Origin of the sequence: Bacillus sp. C28GYM-DRY-1 (assembly GCF_030519405.1) — a bacterium.
Taxonomy (GTDB): domain Bacteria; phylum Bacillota; class Bacilli; order Bacillales; family Bacillaceae; genus Bacillus; species Bacillus spizizenii_A.
In genome coordinates, this window is the sequence record NZ_JAUMKF010000009.1 from 17,223 (window position 1) to 37,022 (window position 19,800).

Sequence of the window (19,800 nt, forward strand, 5' to 3'; positions counted from 1 at the left end):
CGCTAAACAAAAAGAGATCCTTTGCCCTTAGCGGCAAAGGATTTTTTTCTTATTTATAAGTTACAAGGAAGTATTTTTTCTTCCCGCGGCGTAGGACAGTAAATTGGCCTTCGATGCGGTCTTCAGCCGATAAGATATAATTGATTTCCGTCTGGCGTTCGCCGTTAATGTAAACAGCTCCGTTTTGAATGTCTTCACGGGCTTGGCGTTTAGAAGGAGATAATTTAGATTGCACCAATACATCTACAAGTGAAAGCTCCTGGCTGCTGTCAGCTTCCATAGATGGAACATCTTTAAAGCCGACTTTTACGTCTTGGGCAGAAAGCTCTTTAATATTGCCGCTGAACAACGCAAGGGAGATGTTGATAGCTTGTTCCAGCGCCTCACGTCCATGAACGAGCGCTGTCACTTCTTCTGCCAGGCGCTTTTGCGCTTCTCGCTTTTCAGGCGCCGTTTCTGTTTTCTCAGCGTATGTTTCAATTTCCTCTTTTGATAGGAACGTAAAGTATTTTAAGTATTTCACAACGTCACGGTCATCTGTGTTGATCCAGAATTGATAGAATTCATACGGCGATGTTTTTTCCTTATCAAGCCAGATAGCGCCGCCTTCCGTTTTTCCGAATTTCGTGCCGTCTGCTTTTGTGACAAGCGGAATGGTAAGACCGAACGCTTTTGCCCCTTCTTCTTCTGATTTTCTGATCAGTTCAAGACCCGCTGTAATGTTGCCCCATTGATCGCTTCCGCCGATTTGCAGCTTACAGTTTTTGTCTCTGTACAGATTTAAGAAATCATAAGATTGAAGAATCATGTAGCTGAATTCCGTGTATGAAATGCCGGATTCAATTCTTGAGCTGACCGTGTCTTTTGCCAGCATGTAATTGATGCCGAAGTTTTTACCGACATCACGAAGGAAGTCGATCACATTCATTTTGCCGATCCAGTCAAAGTTGTTGGCAATGACAGCAGGATTTTCTGCAGCATCAAAATCCAGAAATCTGGACAGCTGGTTTTTGATTTTTTGGGACCATTCGGATACGATATCAGCAGTATTTAATGTACGCTCCGCTTTTTTTCCGCTCGGATCGCCAATAAGGCCCGTCGCGCCGCCCACAAGCGCAATCGGATGATGCCCCGCAAGCTGGAAACGGCGAAGTGTTAAAATAGGCAGCAAGTGTCCGATATGCAAGCTGTCTGCTGTCGGATCAAAGCCTGAGTACAGGCGGATTTTCTCTTCATTCAGCTGTTTATTTAATCCCTCTTCATCTGTCATTTGCTGAATCAATCCGCGGAAGGATAAGTCTTCAAGTAAGTTTGTCATGAGATAAAGCTCCTTTTTTGATTAAAATAAAAACGCCCCTTCGTTTACACGAAGGGACGATTAATTATCGCGGTACCACCCTACTAATAAGAGAATGCAAAACATTCGTCTTATCACTTTGCCTGATAACGGATCAAATCCGTTCTTTCACTACTGAAAGCCTGGCAGGCTTTGTTTGCAAAAGCGGTTCATGAGTGTATTCGAGATATCCGTCTGTGCTGATTTTCACCGGCCATCAGCTCTCTGGGACGTAAGGATATTCTACTTGTCTCAATCTTTACCTTTTCATATGAAGCTATATCATTTTTAACATAAATAAAATTCCGTGTCAATGTCGCCTTTTAATCCTCCATCGTTGACAGATCTCCAGCCGGCAGATTCAGCTCCCACGCCTTCAGCACGCGTCTCATGATCTTTCCGCTCCGGGTTTTCGGGAGCTTATCTTTAAATTCAATTTCACGCGGAGCCGCATGGGCTGCAAGACCCTGCTTCACAAATAGGCGAATCTCTTCTTTCAGTTTATCAGACGGCTCAAATCCTTCTCTGAGTGCGATAAAAGCTTTAATGATTTCTCCCCGCACCGGATCAGGCTTTCCAATCACGCCTGCTTCTGCAATGGCCGGGTGTTCGACAAGCTTGCTTTCTACCTCAAATGGGCCGACTCGCTCACCGGATGTCATGATGACGTCATCAACTCTGCCTTGGAACCAGAAATACCCCTCATCATCCATATAAGCAGAATCGCCAGACACATACCAGCCGCCCGGCATGAAATACGATTCGTACTTTTCAGGGTTATTCCAAATGGTGTGCATCATGGAAGGCCAGCCCTTTTTAATGGCGAGATTGCCCATTCGGTACGGCGGAAGCTCGTTGCCCTGATTGTCAACGATTGCTGCCTCCACACCAGGAATCGGCTTACCCATTGAACCCGGTTTGATATCCATGCAAGGATAGTTGCAGATAAGCTGGCTGCCCGTTTCTGTCATCCACCATGTATCATGAATTCGTTTGTTAAAGACTTTGTGCCCCCATCTAATGACTTCCGGATTTAACGGCTCACCGACACTGAGCACATGCCGAAGTGAGGTTAAATCATATTTCGCAGCCACCTCATCTCCCGCTCCCATTAACATTCGAAACGCGGTCGGCGCGCTGTACCAGACGTTGACGCCAAGCTGCTCAATCGTTCCATACCAGCTTTCCGGGCTGAAACGGCCTCCGACGATGACATTTGTCGCTCCGTTCAGCCACGGTGCAAAAATGCCGTATACCGTACCTGTCACCCAGCCCGGATCAGCTGTGCACCAGTAAATATCTTCTTCCTTTAAATCAAGGACCCACTTTCCTGTCTGATATTGCTGAATCATCGCTTCATGGACATGAAGCACACCCTTTGGCGTTCCAGTGGAACCAGATGTATAGTGAAGCAGATAGCCGTCTTTTTTGTCCATCCATTCGATATCCAGTCTTGTGCTCTCCTGTTTAGCCGCTTCATCATAATGAATGATGTTTGTGCCGCTCTCAGCTTCTCCGCCGACTACAAATATATGCTGTAAGTGAGGCAGTTTGTCAGCCGGTATTCTCTCTAAAAGCTCAGGCGTTGTGACAACAACCTTCGCCTCGCTGTTTTCAAGCCGGTCCTTCACCGCTCCCTCCATAAATGCTTCGAACAGCGGTCCGGCGATAGCTCCAATTTTGATAGCGCCAAGCATAATAAAATAAAGCTCGGGTTGTCTCGGCATAAAAATAAAAACGCGGTCCCCTTTTTCCACATTTCCATACCGTTTCAGCACATTCCCAGCTCTGTTTGATTCTTCCTTCATTTCTTTAAATGTGTATTTTTCATTCCGGTTTGCGTCTTTATAATAAAGCGCTACTTTGTTTTTTCGAAACGATTCGGCATGACGGTCAATCGCTTCATATGCCGCATTTAGTTTCCCTGTCTCATGCCAGGAGAAATGTTTCTCTGCCTCGGCCCAATCAAAATGCCGGTACGTTTCTTCATAATTTTTTAAATGATAATCCCCTTCCACTGCTGGTAACGCTTTCAAATTCATGCCCAAACATCCCCCTTTGCTGAAGTTGTCACATTTATTATAGTATATATTCATATTCTTCTCAATTTTTAAAATATAAACCGTATTGAAAACGCTTTATAATTTGTTATTCTTAAAGAAGGCATGTATTTTTATAAGAATTGATGGGACGGTGGATCAGTGGAACATCATAAAACATACCATTCAGCAAACATCAAAACAGCAACCGGCTCCTTACTGATAGAAGGGCCTGTCTCTCCAGAGGATTTAGCAGGTTACGAGTTTCATAACGATTTAACCGCATTTCGCCCGCCCCGTGAGCAGCATGAAGCGCTAGTCAATATTGCAAGCCTTCCCGAAGGACGCATTATAATTGCCAGAGACAGCCGAACCATTGTCGGCTATGTGACGTATTTATATCCTGACCCGCTCGAAAGATGGTCTGAAGGAAATATGGAGGATTTGCTTGAACTCGGTGCCATTGAGGTGGCGCCGGCCTATCGGGGGTGTTCTGTCGGAAAGACGCTTCTGATCGTCAGCATGATGGATGAACAAATGGAAAACTACATCGTGATGACGACGGAATATTACTGGCATTGGGATTTAAAAGGGATGAAAAAAGACGTGTGGGAATATAGAAAGATGATGGAAAAGATGATGAATGCAGGCGGATTGGTCTGGTTTGCAACGGATGAGCCGGAGATCAGCTCCCACCCTGCAAACTGTCTGATGGCCCGCATCGGAAAAAACGTCAGCCAAGAATCAATTGAACAATTTGACAGGCTCCGTTTTTATCATCGTTATATGTATTAACTGACACTGACAAAGGGGAAAAAATAATGATTGTTGAGCAAATCATGAAAAGGGATGTCATTACATTAACGAAGACGGATACGCTTGAAACAGCAATATGCAAACTGAAGGAGTTCCATATCAGGCATCTGCCTGTTGTAGACGAAAACCTCCATGTGATCGGCATGATTACAGACAGGGACATGAAACAGGCCAGCCCGAGTATTTTTGAAGAAAGCAAACGGTGCCAATTTCTCACCCGAAGCGTAGATTCAATTATGAAAAAAGATGTTGTCTGCGCCCACCCGTTAGATTTTGTCGAAGAAATATCCGCTGTGTTCTACGAGCATGGCATCGGCTGTCTCCCAGTGGTGCAGCATCAAAAATTAGTAGGCATTTTGACAAAAACCGATTTGCTCCGGACATTTGTCAAATTGACAGGCGCTGACCAGCCCGGATCGCAAATCGAAATAAAAGTGAACGACATCACCAAAAGCCTCGCGGAGATCAGCAGCCTTTGCCAAGACCTTCAAGTGAAAATATTAAGCGTGCTTGTTTATCCGCATGATGATCCCGGTGTAAAAGTGCTTGTCTTCCGTGTAAAAACGATGAATCCGCTGCCGTTTTTGCAGGCATTACAAAGAAATAGGCACCATGTCATATGGCCTTCAGAGCAAAGGGATTTGCTATGAGAGACAGTGTATTTATCTATTCTCCATCGTATCAAACCTATATGTTTCATCAGGAACACCCATTTAATCAGCAGCGGGTTCTGTTAACTTACGACTTGCTCAAGACGATCAATGCTTTTGATGACGGAGACATTGTCAGTCCCAGACTCGCGGAAGAACTGGAGCTGGCCCTTGTCCATACGGACGATTATATTCAGGCGGTCAAGCTTGCAGGCGCGGGAAAACTTCCCGCTGAAGAAGGAGAAAGCTACGGGCTCGGCACAGAAGATACACCTGTCTTTGCCGGCATGCACGAAGCGGCATCACTCTTAGTCGGCGGGACCTTAACGGCCGCAGACTGGGTGATGTCAGGACAAGCACTGCATGCCGCCAACCTTGGAGGGGGCCTGCATCACGGCTTTCGGGGGAGAGCTTCGGGGTTTTGCATATACAACGACAGTGCTGTGGCGATTCAATATATCCAGAAAAAATACAGAGCCAGAGTGCTTTATATTGACACGGACGCCCATCATGGAGACGGTGTGCAATTTACATTTTACGATAATCCTGACGTATGCACGCTGTCCATTCATGAGACAGGAAGGTATTTATTCCCCGGAACCGGCCAAATCCAGGAAAAAGGCAGCGGAAAAGGATATGGCTATTCCTTTAATATCCCGCTTGACGCTTTTACAGAGGATGACTCGTTTCTTGAGGCTTACCAGACAGCGGCTTCTGAAGTAGCCGCTTATTTCCGGCCGGATGTCATTATCAGCCAAAATGGCGCCGATGCCCATTACTATGACCCGCTGACGCATTTATCTGCAACAATCAACATATACGAAGAAATTCCCCGGCTTGCACACACGTTAGCGCACCAGTATTGCGAAGGAAGATGGATTGCAGTAGGAGGCGGCGGCTATGATATTTGGCGTGTCGTGCCCCGCGCCTGGGCCAGAATATGGCTTGAGATGAAGGGAATTGATCCAGGAAACGATATCCCGCGGGATTGGATCGCTAAATGGCAAAAACAATGCCCCGTCACCCTTCCGTCCAGCTGGAGCGATCCTGCCGATTTATATCCCCCGATTCCCCGTAAGCCAGAAATCACAGAAAAAAATGCACAAACCGTCAGCAAAGCATTATATGCAATACGATCTGAGCAGCAGCAAAGAACAAAATAAAAAACGACCTTTACGAAGAGGTCGTTTTTTATTTTTTGATGACAATTTCCACACGCCGGTTTTCCTTCATATGTTCATTTGTCTTATTATCCTTTACAGGCTTTGTATCTGCATAACCGACAGCGATAAAGCGCTTGGAGGGAAGTTTTTCTTTTGATGTGAAATATTGAATCACTCCGCTCGCCCGCGCTGCCGACAGCTCCCAATTAGACGGATATCGGTATGTCGAAATGTTTCGGCTGTCTGTATGGCCCTCCACCTGAATGTCATTTGGAATTGCTTGAAGAAAAACAGCGATTTGGTGAAGAAGTGTTTCAGCATTTTTCAGCACCTTTGCCTCACCTGAATCAAACAGTGCAGCCTCCTGCAGAACGAGCACGACACCGCGTTCATCCCGTTTGGCTGTCATTTGGGCCTTCAAATGATTGTCTTTTATATATGTATTTACTTTCTTAAGAAGCTGATCCTGCTGATCCTCTTGCTTCTTCGCACCGGCTGGCGAGGTATCCTTTTTTTCTATGGACGTTTGGTCCGGCTGGAGTCCGCTGCCTTCCTTTTGGATCGAATCAACTGCCGCTTTAAATTTTTGCAGATCAATTTGGGACATGGAAAAAAGTAAAATAAAGAAAACAAGGATCAAAGTGATCAAATCTGAAAAGGTGACCATCCAGCTCGAGGAAGAATGGCTGTTTTTCCCGCTTCCATTCCTTCTATCAAAACGTTCTCTTCTAAGCTTCATGTACAGATCCCTTTTTTACTTTTGCTTGATTTGGCTGTTTTTGCCATTCTTCCCGGGAGCTGAAAACGACAAGCTGGCTTTCAAGATTGCGCGGGTTTTTTCCGGATTGGATTCCGATAATACCTTCCACCATTACCTGCTTGATAAAGATTTCACTTTCTGTTTTTTCTTCGAGCTTAGCAGCAATCGGGTTGAAGACCATGTTTGCCAGTAATGAACCGTATAAGGTCGTCAGAAGTGCGACAGCCATATTCGGTCCAAGCATATGTGGATCATTTAAGTTTTTGAGCATCAGCACGAGCCCGACGAGTGTTCCGATCATTCCCCATGCCGGAGCGAATTCCCCCGCTTTTTCAAAAACACGCCGTCCTTTGCGGTGCCGTTCCTCCATTGCTGCGATCTCTGAATCCATGACGAGTCGAATCGTTTCTTCATCCCAGCCGTCAATTGCTAGAAGCAGCCCTTTTTTCATGAATGGATCTTTGATTTCCCGAGACTGATCATCTAATGATAAAAGCCCGTGTTTACGCGCGTGATCGGAAAGAGAGACAAAGGTTTTCACAAGATCTTTCACATTGTCTTCCTGGCGGATAAATGCCTGCTTTAACACAGAGGGCGCTTTTTTCAGCTCTCTCGGCGGAAAACTGATAAAAACAGCGGCGCATAGTCCCCCTGTTACGATGAAGAAAGAGGTCAGATCAAGAAAAGAGCGGAAACCGCTTACTCCCGATCCCGAGATAATCCCTATAATAATAATAATCGTTCCTAACACAAAACCAACAGGTGTAAGATAATCAAAACGTTTCATCATTTCTCCCCATTAAAAAAGCAAGAATTCACCTTAATGGTGAAGCTTGCTCTCTTGTTTTTCTTATGACTTGGTTGACTTTCTTAGCTCTATGCGGTGCGGCAGTTCGACGATATGCTCTTCAACGGGCTCTTTATTCATGAGTTTCGTCAACAGCCTCATTGCTACGGCGCCAATATCATATGTTGGCTGAACAACCGTTGAAAGCTGCGGACGAACCATGAGGCTTAATCTCGTATTATCAAAGCCGATAATCTCGAGATCCTCAGGAATGGATAAGCCTTGATCCTGAGCTGCATGGATAATCCCGAGTGCCATCTCATCAGTTGCAGAAAGAATGGCAGTCGGTTTTTTGTCCAGGTTCATCAGATGCTGCAGCGCTTCAAGTCCGGAATCATATGTGTAATCCCCTTCAGCGATAAATTGTTCATTAAACAGAAGGTTCGATTCTTCAAGCGCACGTTTATAGCCTTGCAGTTTTTTCGAACGATTGATCGGTTCTGTCATTGGTCCGGAGACGAATGCGATATCTGTATGCCCTTTATCTACCAATAGCTTCACTGCATCATAAATCGCCTGTTCGTAATCGATCGCGACTGACGGTGTTTCCCTCTGCTCTTCTACAGAAGCAGCAAGTACGATCGGCACTGGAGAACGCTTAAATTCCTCAACATGCTCGTCCGTAATGTTTCCGCCCATAAACACGATGCCATCTACTTGTTTGCCGAGCATTGTGTTTAACAGGTGCAATTCTTTCTCCATGTTTTGGTCGGAGTTGCTTAAAATAATATTGTATTTATACATTGTTGCGATATCTTCAATTCCGCGCGCAAGCTCTGAATAGAAAATGCTTGAGATATCGGGAATGATGACACCTACAGTTGTTGTTTTTTTGCTTGCCAGCCCTCTTGCCACCGCGTTTGGACGGTAGCCGAGACGGTCAATGGCTTCCAAGACTTTTTTTCGCGTTGTCGGTTTTACATTCGGGTTGCCGTTCACGACACGGGAAACGGTTGCCATGCTTACATTAGCTTCTCTCGCTACATCGTAGATTGTAATATTGCTCATCCTAAAAACCACTCCTTTTACTGGATACACTTATCCTTATCTATAGCATAAACACTTTATGTAGAGAAATGTCACAATGTCCGAATTTATGTCGTTTATGATTTGTAAGCGTAAGTCAGTAGTGTACATTATTTTTCATTATTCATCAAATTTAATTACTTCTCATGAAATTATACACGTTTTTAAAGATGATGAAAACGTATACTTGGATTTTATAACTAATTAAACGAGAAAGCATAAAAAAGGCCGCTGACGCGGCCTTTTGGATTGTTCAATTAAGCGTTGACTTTCACCATAGGTTTCAGTTCATTCAACCATTTCTCGAATTCAGGAATCGCCATTTGCTGAGCAGAGTCAGAAAGTGCGACTGACGGATCAGGGTGAACCTCAGCCATAACGCCGTCTGCACCAATCGCTAAAGCGGCTTTAGCTGTCGGAAGCAAGAGGTCGCGGCGGCCAGTTGAATGCGTAACATCAACAAAGACAGGCAAATGCGTTTCTTGTTTCAAAATCGGCACGGCAGAAATATCCAGTGTGTTTCTTGTTGCTGTTTCGTATGTTCTGATACCGCGCTCACAAAGGATGATTTGGTCATTTCCTTGCGACATGATGTATTCAGCAGCATTGATAAATTCAGAGATCGTTGCAGCAAGTCCGCGCTTCAGAAGCACTGGCTTTTTCACTGCGCCGGCCGCTTTCAGCAATTCAAAGTTTTGCATGTTCCGCGCTCCGATTTGAATCACATCAATGTAGTCAAGCGCTTCTTCGATATGAGCCGGAGTTACGATTTCACTAATCACTGCCAGATCAAATTCGTCCGCTACACGTTTTAAAATTTGCAGGCCTTCAATACCAAGACCTTGGAAATCGTATGGGCTCGTACGAGGCTTAAAGGCTCCTCCGCGCAAAATTTTAATTCCTTGATTTTTCGCAGCTGCAGCCACTTCAGCCACCTGCTCGTAGCTCTCTACCGCACATGGGCCGACAATGAATCTTTGCTGGCCGTCTCCGATTTTTTCACCTTTGATATCTACAATTGTATCTTCAGGTTTTTTCTTACGGGAGACAAGCAGCGCTTTGCTATGATCTTCTTCCTGAAGCTCTAAACCGGCTTTGAATATCTCTTTAAAAATGTGCTGGATGGTAGAATTTTCGAACGGTCCGTCATTGTTTTCAATGATGTTGTTTAACATTGTGCGTTCTCTGACAGGGTCAAATCGGTTAACACCCTGTGCTTCCTTCGCTTTACCGATCTCTTTTACAACATTTCCGCGTTCGTTGATTAATTTTAATATTTGTAGGTTTAATTCGTCTGCTTTCTGCCTTAAAAGCTCTAACTCTGTGTTGCTCATTTTTTTCATCCTTTCCCTGCACATTCACTTTTTATTTTGTAGTTATCATGCATCTTACTATAAGTAATTCCAAATGGAAATACTGAAATACAAAAAAATTTTATAAAAATACCGCTTTATTACCAAAACGCTTTTAAGTGATAAAGTAATCTATGAAGTAATCCTACATGATGTGAGGGCAATGTTCAAGAGTTTTTTCAAAAAAAAGCGTCCAGATTATAATCCGGACGCTTTTTTTATGACAAATGCTGCTCAATAGCCGCTTCTGTAATTTGTGAATGTGAGGTATGCCATTTAACCTCGCCGTTTTGGATGACGAAAACCTGAGGGCTTTCGTGCTTTACGCTGTATGTTTCTGCGATGAAATTTGACAGCGGCCGAGCTTCTTGTACTTGCAAATAATAAGCCGGCACATCCTCATGCTGATTTGCAAAGGCATCAAACTCATGAAATGCTGCCTGGCTGATCGGGCATGTGATGCTGTGTTTAAAGAAGACGAAGGTGCCTTCCTGTTCTGCAATCCGTTTGAATTCTTCTTCAGATTGAATAAGCTGTTTTGCCATGACTCAAGCTCTTCCTTCCCTGCTCAGCGATTGATATGCTCAGCCTGTTTTTGTGCATCTTTCAGTTCGTCTTTTACATCCTCTTTCGTCTGGAGGACTTGATCTTTTGTTTCATCGGCCGCCTGCATCGCTTCTTCTCTCATCTCTTGCATATCAGTTGTTGAATCTGTTTTTTCAGATTTGGAACGGTCTTTTAAATCCTTGACCTTGTTCATGATCTGCCCTGACTGATCTGCTACAAGCTGTGTGATGTTAGATGTCTTATCTTTTGCGATGCTGACATATTGTGTGCCTTTTTCCTTCGCATCTGCTGTCATTTTGTCAGTTTTATCTCGCAAAGCAACAGCTTGGCTGCCGAGATCGTCGCGAAGTTCTTTGCCTGATTTAGGCGCTAGAAAAAGAGCTGTAGTGGCACCGATGATTCCCCCGATTAGAGTTCCGATTAAAAAATCTTTACTATTAATTCCATCTTTGCTCATCATTATTCCTCCTCATAGTATTTTTTTCTCTTAGAGAGTTGATTTTTTTCTTAGTTTCCATTTATCCCAAATTTCCATTGCTGCTTGGCTCCATGTGACAACTTGATTGATCTTGTCTTGATTTTCTCTTACTGATGCCGATACAGACCCTGCCGCCTGTTTCATGGATGTATTGAACTGCTGTACAGAAGTTCCCACCCCTTGAACAGCATGAACGACCGTGTTCAGCTTTTCTGATTTTTCTTGAATATCTTCAGCCAGACGGTTGGTCTTATGTAATAGCTCGGCTGTTTCAGTTGTGATGCCCTTCATTTGTCCCTCCAGCCCTTCGAGAGTGGATGCGACGTTTTTTAGTGTCAGCTGCAGTGACTTCAATGTTTTAGACAAGTAGATCACTAATACCAGAAATGCGACTGCGATGAGTGCAACGCTTAAATAAAGAATGATAATCATCTCAAACCTCCTTGCTGCAGGATATACTGCTGTTTACCCGTTTTCTTCAATCATAAACATGTGTACTGGGCTGTATACATATTATTCTTCATTATGTAAGAAAATCCTTTAACAAGCTGTTCCCTTCAGATAAATAAAAAGCAGTGAGATCACTGCTTTTTATTATGCCATGACGTTTTCGTAGGCTCTCATATATTTTTGGATATCTCCTGCTCCCATAAAGATCAGAACGGCTTTTTCATGAGCTTTTAAAACAGATGTGTCATCTTCTTTAATCAGCTTTGCATTATGAATTTTTCCCTGCAGGTCGCCGATTGTCAGCTTTCCTGCATTCTCCCGGGCTGAGCCAAAAATATCACATAAATACACACAGTCAGCTCCGCTCAGGCTTTCTGCGAATTCGTCAAGGAATTGCTGCGTCCGCGTAAATGTATGAGGCTGAAACACCGCGACGATTTCACGATCCGGGTATTTCTGCCTTGCAGCCTCAATCGTCACTTTTATTTCTGTCGGGTGATGAGCGTAGTCATCTATCAGCACTTGATCCCCGAGCTGCTTCTCATTGAATCTGCGTTTGACGCCGCCGAATGATTTGAGGGCATGCCTAATGATGCTGGAATCAATTTCTTCATAATGACATAACGCAATGACCGCCAATGAGTTTAATACATTGTGGTGGCCGTACGCAGGAATATAAAACGTATCATAGAATGTATTGCGTACAAATACATCGAAAGTTGTCCCTTCCGTGCTTTTCACGATGTTTCTTGCTTGAAAATCATTTTCTTCCCCCGTGCCGTAATATACAACAGGTACGTTGGCATGGATTTTCGGCAGATGCTCATCGTCTCCGCAGGCAATAATTCCTTTGTTGACTTGAAGAGCCATCTCTTGGAAAGCGTCAAACACATCGTCAATGCTTGAGAAGTAATCAGGATGATCAAAATCAATATTTGTCATGATTGCGTAGTCTGGCTGATAGCTTAAGAAATGGCGGCGATATTCACACGCTTCAAACACAAAGTATTCGCTGTTTTCATTTCCCTGGCCTGTTCCGTCCCCAATTAAGAAAGACGTCGGTTTTGCGCTTTGGATCACATGAGCCAGCAGACCCGTAGTCGACGTTTTGCCGTGTGCACCGGTAACTGCAACACTAGTGAATTTTTTCATGTAGTCGCCTAAAAACTTATGATAACGTACCACCGGAATTCCGTCAGACATGGCTTTTTCAATTTCAGGATGCGTGTCTGGGAATGCGTTTCCGGCGATAACTGTCATGCCGGGTTTGATATTATCCGCGCTAAAAGGAAGAATCGTGATATTTCTTTTTTCAAGCGCTGTTTGCGTAAAAATAAATTTTTCGATATCCGATCCTTGGACAGTATATCCATTATCATGAAGTATTTGGGCAAGCGGACTCATACCGGTCCCTTTTATTCCAACAAAATGATAAACAGTCATAATTGTACCTCCAACAAACGTCTATCTGTTCCCCAGTATATGACGCTCATTTCAATTTGCGACCGCGGCGGCTGAAAAGCCTCCTTAGCGGCGTATTTTATATGTTTTGTTATATTTAGTATCCGGTTATGTCTTTCCGATTAAACCTAGATATCAAGAATTGTCTATGCGCACCTGCTGTAAAGCGGCATAGCTGTTAAATGCTCTAAACACTATCATACCATGTTTGGTGTGAAAATGAACATTTATTATTCGTTTATTAAGTCACTTGCTGTGATCAGCACCTCTCGAGGCTTGCTTCCTTTTGCTTCAGAGATCATGCCTTCCGCTTCCATCATATCAATCAGCCTTGCCGCGCGATTGTATCCGATTCTGAATCTTCTTTGCAGGCTTGAAGTGCTCGCGCTGTTTTGCTCAACAACAAACTCACACGCTTCGTAAAACAGTTCATCCTCTTCTTTCAGGGCTGATCCTTGTCTTACAAGCTCTTCTTGTTCAAATAAATAGGTTGGCGGCATTTGTTTTCTGACGTGGGAAACAACACGGTCGATTTCGCGGTCCGACACAAAGTTCCCTTGAAGGCGGACAGGTTTTCCCGAGCCGTTTTCCAAAAAGAGCATATCCCCTTTTCCGAGAAGCTTTTCTGCACCGGCGATGTCAATGATCGTTCGGGAATCAACCTGGCTTGAGACAGAAAATGCGATTCTCGTCGGGATATTCGCCTTAATCAGGCCGGTGATGACATCGACTGACGGCCGCTGAGTTGCGACAAGCAGATGAATTCCGCACGCTCTGGCTTTTTGGGCAATCCGCGCAATGCTCTCTTCCACATCATTTGGAGCCACCATCATCAAATCAGCAAGCTCATCAATAACCACAACTAAATACGGCAGCTTTTCGCCCGTATGATGATCAGCGGTTAATTGATTAAAGCGGTCAATATCGCGAACACCTGAATGGGCAAACAGCTCATAGCGCCGCTCCATTTCCTCAACGACCCACTTTAACGCAGCCGTAGCCGCTTTGGCGTCTGTAATGACTGGGCTGACGAGATGAGGAATTTTGTTGTAAGGAGCCAGCTCTACCATTTTCGGATCAATCAGCAGCACTTTTACCTCACTCGGATCGGCTTTATACAGCAGGCTGACTAATATTGTATTGATGCAAACGCTTTTTCCCGAGCCAGTGGCGCCCGCAATCAAACCATGCGGCATTTTCTTTAAGTCGATGACGACAGGGTTTCCTGAGATATCCAATCCCAGCGCAGCCGTGAGCGGTGACTTGCTTGTCCTGAAGGCTGAGCTGCGAATCATTTGGCGCAAATCAACCACCTTGCTCGAGCGGTTCGACACTTCAATTCCGATTGTGTTTTTCCCCGGAATCGGCGCTTCAATCCGAATATCTCTTGCGGACAGGCTGAGTTTAATATCATCAGATAAGTTGGTGATTTTATTCACCTTTACGCCTGGCTCAGGATGCACTTCAAATCTTGTGACAGACGGTCCCTGGGTCACATGGACAACATTGGCGCGGACATTGAAATTTTTCAGAGTCAAATCAAGAAGCTGACGCTGTTCTTCAATCCAAGCAGTATCATCCTGAACTTGTGCTGGCGGAACATCAAGCAGTGCGACATTCGGAAACACATAGCTGCCGCGGCGCTCCTCTGCTTTTTGCTGTTTATGCGTATCCCTTTTCAGCATCATGACATTAAAAGGAACGGACGGCCCTTTTTGCGGAGATGCGCTTCGTTCAGTCCGTTTCTCCTGCATTGCAGGCCTTTTTTGCGGCTTCTCTATGGCTGCATGTGTTTCGTTCGCATGGATTTCCTGCCGATTTTCATGGGCTGCAGGAAACGATCGGGAACTCTGCTCCCGGCTGTCATTCTGCACCGATTGTGTCTGGCTTTCTGGCTGAACATCTATCTTCGTGTCCTCAGCTTCTCCCGGAATATCGGTCTGATTATTTACTAAGCTGTCTTCTGATGGCACTTCTGATTCATTCGCATTAGTTTCTGCTTGTGTCAGAATCTCAGATGCTGAATGCTCATGATCAGCAAATAAGGAAGGCCCTTCTTGTTGAATTTCCATTTGCTCTTCTTGAACAGATCGGGTCTCAGCAGCTTCTGCCGCGATTTCATGACGATTGTTTACTGAGCTGTCAGACGGCTCTTCAGATACTTCGGTCTCAGATATTGCCTCTGTCAGAGACCTTGGTGCTGTTTGCTCTTCATTTTGTTCACCCTGGTACACAGGCTCTTCCAATTCCGCTGGCTGTTGTTCCCTTTGTTCTTCTTGAACTTCAGTCGTTGCAGGCATGTTGTCTTCATGGCTTACTTCTTTTGCCTCAGTCACCGCATCTGCTAATGTCTCAGGTGCTGTTTGCTCTTCATTTTGTCCCCCAGGGAAGAAAGGCGAGTCTTTTTCTGGCCGCTGCTGAATGTCGGCAGCAGATGGCACTCTCTTGTCTGACCGTCCTTCGGCTGGGCGCTGCGCCCGCGCTTCTTCACGCCCTGCAGGCGTTCTGTGTTCTTCGAATTGGCTATCCGGTAAAGGTCGTTCTTTCACCTGCTGTACCGGTCTGTCTGGAGCAGGATAGCTGCGTTCACGTTCAATCTCTTCTGACAGCAGTGTTACTTTCTCTTTTACAGATTTGTCCGGTTCCTTCAATGTTTCAGAAGGCTGTTTCGGCACATCCTTTTTGACGGATGGTTTTTGATTGAATCCATATATAGGCGAAGGGATATTTGTCGGTTTAAACGGTTTCTTCGCCGGCTCTGATGTTTGATATGTATGCTGCTCTTTTTCATCTTTAGGACGTTCTCTGTATGAAGCGGCGCTTGGACGAGGCGCGGGTTTCGGTTCGTCCGATGGTGCACGGCCCCTTCTCAAGTCTTGATTTTTGTATCCATCAGGCACGATTGGAAAACGGAACTTGCCTTTTGGATATTCATAATATATTTTAGGATCTTCCAATCTTTTTAATTGTCCTTCAGGATGATGTACTTCTTGTTGCTGCGAAATCTGAGCAGGTTTGTTCTCCCGTTCAGCATTCTCTTCGCTCTCGCCTAAAAACAAATTAAAAAATTTATGAAGCCAACTCATAATTTATCTCTAACTCCCTTATAGTTTTCTGGGACGGTTTTTAGTATACCATTGCTGGTCGGCCCAGAAAAGATTAAGCTATCAGCAAAATAAAGCCGCTAAACAAGGGCTTAGCGGCTTTTTTCACATGATTCGTTTTTGGGGTCGGATTTATGGGAGTCTAAAACTGAAATGCGTCTCCCGCCTTATGTTCTCCTTCTAACACCAAAATTCCTTTTTCCGCAGGGGCATCCGGTAAAGCGAGCTCTTTTGCTGAGCAGATCATTCCGCTTGACGGAACGCCGCGAAGCTCTGCATCCTTAATCACAAGTCCGCTCGGCATCACGGCGCCCACTTTGGCAACGACAACTTTTTGGCCTTGGTCAACGTTAGGCGCGCCGCAGACGATCTGAAGCGTTTCTTCTCCTACATTGACTTTACATACGCTTAGTTTATCCGCATTCGGGTGTTTTTCTTTTGATTCCACATACCCCACAACAAACTTCGGAGATAAATCAACGACTAATGTTTCTTCAACGCCGTTTCTGCTTAGAATCTCATTCACATCGTGCACAAATGTTTCTGAAAGCGCAACAGGGCCGTTTTCATCAATGGTCAAGTAAGAAGACGCATTGAATATGTTGAAGCCCGTGGTTTCCTTTGTTTCGTTATTGAACATTTTGACGACGTCACCGTGTTTTTCATAGCCTATTTGTTCACGTGTCACATCTTTAAGAGAGATCAGGAGCGTGTCTCCCACACCTTCTTTATTATAAAAAGCGTTCATAAGTAAAAATCCTTTCTAATCCTTTTTCGGACGGCTTTTCGCCAGGATAAACACCGGTTCCAGCTTTCCTTCATTGTACAAAAATGAAAGGGCCGTAATCGGAACGGTGCCGCCTGCAAAGAAGCTCATCGACATTTGTCCTAGAATATCATACCCCGATTCATTCCGGATGTCAGCAAGAATCAGAACGTCCTGATGCGGAACAGAAATTGCCAGCTCACCTTCTGCACGTTGCTTGTACTCATTTAAAACCGCTTCGTTCAGTATGCGGCTGGCGTCGTAACCGTCGTTTGCCCTGAAGAAATAAAAGTAATTGCCGGCAACCGTATCCTCTTTGACAACCGTCGGCAGGGAACGGAGATTAAATGCAGCCGTCTCTCTGATCCGCTCTTTTGTCCAGTTTTCTTTCTCAAGCATGCGCTGATCAATTAAACGATAGGTTTTCCCAAGATCAAGCGCGTAATAAATTCTTGTCTCTGCGGTATGATCATCATAAATGAGCGGAATATCTTCGCTGGACTTGTCCGGGAAAGAAGTCGAGCGGATAACCGGATAAATGCGGCTTTCTTTTCCGGTTATTTCCTGAGCCTTCCCTTCCATTGCCGTCATTGCTTCGGAGACATAGTACACAATCTCATCAATGGCTTCTTCTTTTTTCAGTTCCCATTTTGCAATAATCGGCGGCAGGTCGAGCGTAATGCCCTTTTTGGTCGTTTGATCCTCAACACGAAGGGTGTCTTTCTCTCTGTCAAACAGAAAGGAACGATTCTCGTGCTGAAGGCGCTGTTTCAGTATATCTGACAGCTTCCTTGAGGTCATTTTCAAACCGATGTCCTCCTTTACACTTTAGCGAGAGAGTCAGTTAAAAACTGTTCAATTTCTTCTTTTGTTTTGCGGTCTTTACTCACAAAACGATTTACTTCTTTTCCTCCATTAAACACCACAAAGCTTGGAATCCCGTAAATTTCCCACTCTGCACACGTATCAATAAACTTGTCGCGGTCTACGTAGTAGTAAGTGAATTCAGGGAAGTTCGCTTCCAGTTCAGGCAGAAAAGGCTCTACAAAACGGCAATCTGGGCACCAGTCAGCTGAAAACATAAATACCGCCCAATCATCCTTTACCGCTTTTTCCAGCTCTTGAGTTGATTCAATTTTTTTCATGTCATATCCCTCCAGTTGTTTATGTTCTTACATGTTTGTTTATCAATACTCGTCCATTTGGATCATACCAAACTGCTTGCGGCAAAACCACTTATATGCAACGAATGTATATGTAAGATTGGCTTTCCCATTATCATTATCATATTTCATTTGCATTATCAAGCTCGTTTCGTTTAACATCGTGTACATGAGGGTAAAATTTACAGATGGACATACATAAGGAGGGATTCAGTATGGAGTTTACCGTCTATCTAGCAGGAGAAATTCACAGCAATTGGCGTGAGGAAATCAAAGAGAAAACAAAAACGCTGAAGCTGCCGATTACGTTTGTCGGCCCGATGGAGAATCATGACCGATCAGACAATATCGGAGAAGAAATTATGGGCATTCAGCCAAATGGCGTTTTGAAAGATGACAAAGCCTCTGACATAAACAACTTCAGAACCGCCGTGCTGATGAATAAAGCAGACTTTGTGATCGCCCTGTTTGGCGAAAAATACAAACAGTGGAACACGGCAATGGATGCATCATATGCAATCGCAAAAGGAAAACCCCTGATTATCATTCGGCCGGAATCGCTCCACCATCCGTTAAAAGAGCTTTCCAACAAAGCAAATATAACGGTTGAAACCGTGAACCAAGCCATTAAAGCCCTTTCCTATGTGTTTGAAACAGAATAAGAAAAAAGCTTGTCGATCCGGGCTTACTGCCCCGTTCAACAAGCTTTTTTGAATTTCTACATATTTTCTTTAATCGCATCCACCGTCTGCTTATCGCAGGCTGTTACAAGTTTGATGAGCATTTCTTTAGCAGCAGCATAATCGTCGATATGAATGATAGAAGCGTTCGTATGAATGTAGCGGGAGCAAATTCCGATAACCGCAGAAGGAACGCCGCTGTTGGAAATATGAACTCTGCCTGCATCTGTTCCACCGCCTGATACAAAATATTGATACGGAATACCATGTGTTTCCGCCATGTCAAGAACAAATTCTCTCATTCCGCGGTGCATGACTGTCGTTCTGTCAAGAATGCGGAGCAAAAAGCCTTTTCCAAGCTGGCCAAATTCATTTTTGTCACCGCTCATATCGTTTGCCGGACTGGCGTCAAGCGCGAAAAACAAGTCCGGTTTAATCATATGAGAAGCCGTCTGCGCGCCTCTCAGCCCCACTTCTTCCTGAACCGTTGCGCCCGCATAAAGCGTGTTCGGAAGCTCTTTTCCGTGCAATTCCTTCAAAAGCTCTATGCTCAAGCCGCATCCATACCGGTTATCCCACGCTTTTGACAATATTTTCTTTTCATTCGCCATCGTCGTAAACGGACAGACAGGAACAATCTGCTGTCCCGGTTTTATGCCGATTTTGATAGCGTCTTCTTTATCATCCGCTCCGATATCGATCATCATGTTTTTGATATCCATCGGGCGATTACGCTGAGCATCTGTCAGCAGATGCGGAGGTATGCTTGAAATCACACCCGGAACCGGCCCGTTATCTGTTTGAATTTCAACTCGCTGTGCAAGCAGCACCTGGCTCCACCAGCCCCCGAGCGTCTGAAACCTGAGCAACCCGTTGTCTGTGATGGATGTAACCATGAAGCCGACTTCGTCCATATGCCCGGCTACCATGATTCTCGGTGCGCCCTCTGTGCCTTTTCTCACCCCGAAAACACTTCCCAGTCTGTCCTGAACGATGTCATCGGCATATTTGGCAAGCTCCTGCTTCATAAAAGCACGAACCTGATGCTCATTGCCCGGCGCGCCGGGAAGCTGCGTCAGTGTTTGGAAAAGCGCTTTCGTTTCTTGATTCATGTTTTCCCCTCATTTCTATGTAGTCCTTTT

The 19,800-nt window shown here is 44.8% G+C and carries 20 protein-coding genes and 1 other annotated feature; of the genes, 4 read left to right on the forward strand and 16 right to left on the reverse strand.

Going from position 1 to position 19,800, the window contains the following annotated elements:
* Positions 1–49: 49 nt before the first annotated feature.
* Both tyrS and acsA read right to left on the reverse strand, forming a co-directional pair.
* Positions 50–1,318 (reverse strand): tyrosine--tRNA ligase, encoded by a 1,269-nt coding sequence (tyrS, locus tag Q3W56_RS10365; protein ID WP_302895408.1) that lies wholly within the window; start codon positions 1,316–1,318, stop codon positions 50–52.
* A gap of 49 nt (positions 1,319–1,367) precedes the next feature.
* Positions 1,368–1,605, reverse strand: a binding site (T-box leader).
* Between the two features lie 54 nt (positions 1,606–1,659).
* Positions 1,660–3,378 (reverse strand): acetate--CoA ligase, encoded by a 1,719-nt coding sequence (gene acsA / locus Q3W56_RS10370; RefSeq protein WP_302895409.1) that lies wholly within the window; start codon positions 3,376–3,378, stop codon positions 1,660–1,662.
* 159 nt (positions 3,379–3,537) lie between these two features.
* Here acsA and acuA point away from each other — a divergent pair, with 159 nt between their 5' ends.
* From acuA to Q3W56_RS10385, 3 genes are read left to right on the forward strand one after another with little or no spacing between them, the layout of a single operon-like run.
* On the forward strand, positions 3,538–4,170 hold the full coding sequence (gene acuA / locus Q3W56_RS10375) for an acetoin utilization protein acetyltransferase AcuA (protein WP_302895410.1): 633 nt from the start codon (positions 3,538–3,540) through the stop codon (positions 4,168–4,170).
* A gap of 26 nt (positions 4,171–4,196) precedes the next feature.
* On the forward strand, positions 4,197–4,841 hold the full coding sequence (locus tag Q3W56_RS10380; RefSeq protein WP_302895411.1) for an acetoin utilization AcuB family protein: 645 nt from the start codon (positions 4,197–4,199) through the stop codon (positions 4,839–4,841).
* Positions 4,838–6,004, forward strand: coding sequence for an acetoin utilization protein AcuC (locus tag Q3W56_RS10385; protein ID WP_302895412.1), 1,167 nt, complete (start codon positions 4,838–4,840; stop codon positions 6,002–6,004). Before Q3W56_RS10380 ends, Q3W56_RS10385 begins: the two co-directional genes overlap by 4 nt.
* Before the next feature lie 28 nt (positions 6,005–6,032).
* On the opposite strand, the gene motS is transcribed toward Q3W56_RS10385, so the two are convergent.
* The 13 genes from motS to Q3W56_RS10450 form a co-directional block, all read right to left on the reverse strand.
* Entirely contained in the window at positions 6,033–6,743 is a 711-nt protein-coding gene (gene motS, locus Q3W56_RS10390) for a flagellar motor protein MotS (RefSeq protein ID WP_302895413.1), read from the reverse strand.
* On the reverse strand, positions 6,733–7,551 hold the full coding sequence (gene motP / locus Q3W56_RS10395) for a flagellar motor protein MotP (protein ID WP_302895414.1): 819 nt from the start codon (positions 7,549–7,551) through the stop codon (positions 6,733–6,735). Before motP ends, motS begins: the two co-directional genes overlap by 11 nt.
* A gap of 63 nt (positions 7,552–7,614) precedes the next feature.
* A complete protein-coding gene (ccpA, locus tag Q3W56_RS10400) occupies positions 7,615–8,619 on the reverse strand; it encodes a catabolite control protein A (RefSeq protein WP_302895415.1) in 1,005 nt (334 codons plus the stop codon).
* Between the two features lie 275 nt (positions 8,620–8,894).
* Positions 8,895–9,971: a bifunctional 3-deoxy-7-phosphoheptulonate synthase/chorismate mutase gene (locus tag Q3W56_RS10405; RefSeq protein ID WP_302895416.1), complete on the reverse strand. Its 1,077-nt coding sequence runs from the start codon at positions 9,969–9,971 to the stop codon at positions 8,895–8,897.
* Positions 9,972–10,207: 236 nt separating this feature from the next.
* Positions 10,208–10,534 (reverse strand): bacillithiol system redox-active protein YtxJ, encoded by a 327-nt coding sequence (gene ytxJ, locus Q3W56_RS10410; protein ID WP_014114796.1) that lies wholly within the window; start codon positions 10,532–10,534, stop codon positions 10,208–10,210.
* Positions 10,535–10,557: 23 nt separating this feature from the next.
* Positions 10,558–11,013 carry a YtxH domain-containing protein gene (locus Q3W56_RS10415; RefSeq protein WP_019715394.1) on the reverse strand — a complete coding sequence of 152 codons (456 nt, stop codon included), beginning with the start codon at positions 11,011–11,013 and terminating at the stop codon, positions 10,558–10,560.
* A gap of 30 nt (positions 11,014–11,043) precedes the next feature.
* Positions 11,044–11,466 carry a DUF948 domain-containing protein gene (locus Q3W56_RS10420; protein WP_302895417.1) on the reverse strand — a complete coding sequence of 141 codons (423 nt, stop codon included), beginning with the start codon at positions 11,464–11,466 and terminating at the stop codon, positions 11,044–11,046.
* 162 nt (positions 11,467–11,628) lie between these two features.
* The gene (murC, locus tag Q3W56_RS10425) at positions 11,629–12,927 is read right to left on the reverse strand and encodes a UDP-N-acetylmuramate--L-alanine ligase (RefSeq protein WP_302895418.1); all 1,299 of its coding nucleotides are present in this window, start codon (positions 12,925–12,927) and stop codon (positions 11,629–11,631) included.
* Positions 12,928–13,175: 248 nt separating this feature from the next.
* Positions 13,176–16,031: a DNA translocase FtsK gene (locus Q3W56_RS10430; protein ID WP_302895419.1), complete on the reverse strand. Its 2,856-nt coding sequence runs from the start codon at positions 16,029–16,031 to the stop codon at positions 13,176–13,178.
* 160 nt (positions 16,032–16,191) lie between these two features.
* Positions 16,192–16,797 carry a YtpR family tRNA-binding protein gene (ytpR, locus tag Q3W56_RS10435; RefSeq protein ID WP_302895420.1) on the reverse strand — a complete coding sequence of 202 codons (606 nt, stop codon included), beginning with the start codon at positions 16,795–16,797 and terminating at the stop codon, positions 16,192–16,194.
* Between the two features lie 15 nt (positions 16,798–16,812).
* On the reverse strand, positions 16,813–17,622 hold the full coding sequence (locus Q3W56_RS10440; RefSeq protein WP_268398047.1) for a DUF1444 domain-containing protein: 810 nt from the start codon (positions 17,620–17,622) through the stop codon (positions 16,813–16,815).
* Between the two features lie 14 nt (positions 17,623–17,636).
* Positions 17,637–17,960 carry a thioredoxin family protein gene (locus Q3W56_RS10445; RefSeq protein WP_302895422.1) on the reverse strand — a complete coding sequence of 108 codons (324 nt, stop codon included), beginning with the start codon at positions 17,958–17,960 and terminating at the stop codon, positions 17,637–17,639.
* A gap of 42 nt (positions 17,961–18,002) precedes the next feature.
* Positions 18,003–18,116, reverse strand: coding sequence for a hypothetical protein (locus tag Q3W56_RS10450; protein WP_138921996.1), 114 nt, complete (start codon positions 18,114–18,116; stop codon positions 18,003–18,005).
* Positions 18,117–18,193: 77 nt separating this feature from the next.
* On the opposite strand from Q3W56_RS10450, the gene Q3W56_RS10455 reads away from it, so the two are divergent.
* Complete coding sequence (locus tag Q3W56_RS10455; protein ID WP_019715400.1) at positions 18,194–18,640, forward strand: YtoQ family protein; 447 nt, start codon at positions 18,194–18,196, stop codon at positions 18,638–18,640.
* Between the two features lie 56 nt (positions 18,641–18,696).
* Here Q3W56_RS10455 and Q3W56_RS10460 read toward each other — a convergent pair whose 3' ends face one another.
* Positions 18,697–19,770 (reverse strand): M42 family metallopeptidase, encoded by a 1,074-nt coding sequence (locus Q3W56_RS10460; protein ID WP_302895423.1) that lies wholly within the window; start codon positions 19,768–19,770, stop codon positions 18,697–18,699.
* Positions 19,771–19,800: the final 30 nt, after the last annotated feature.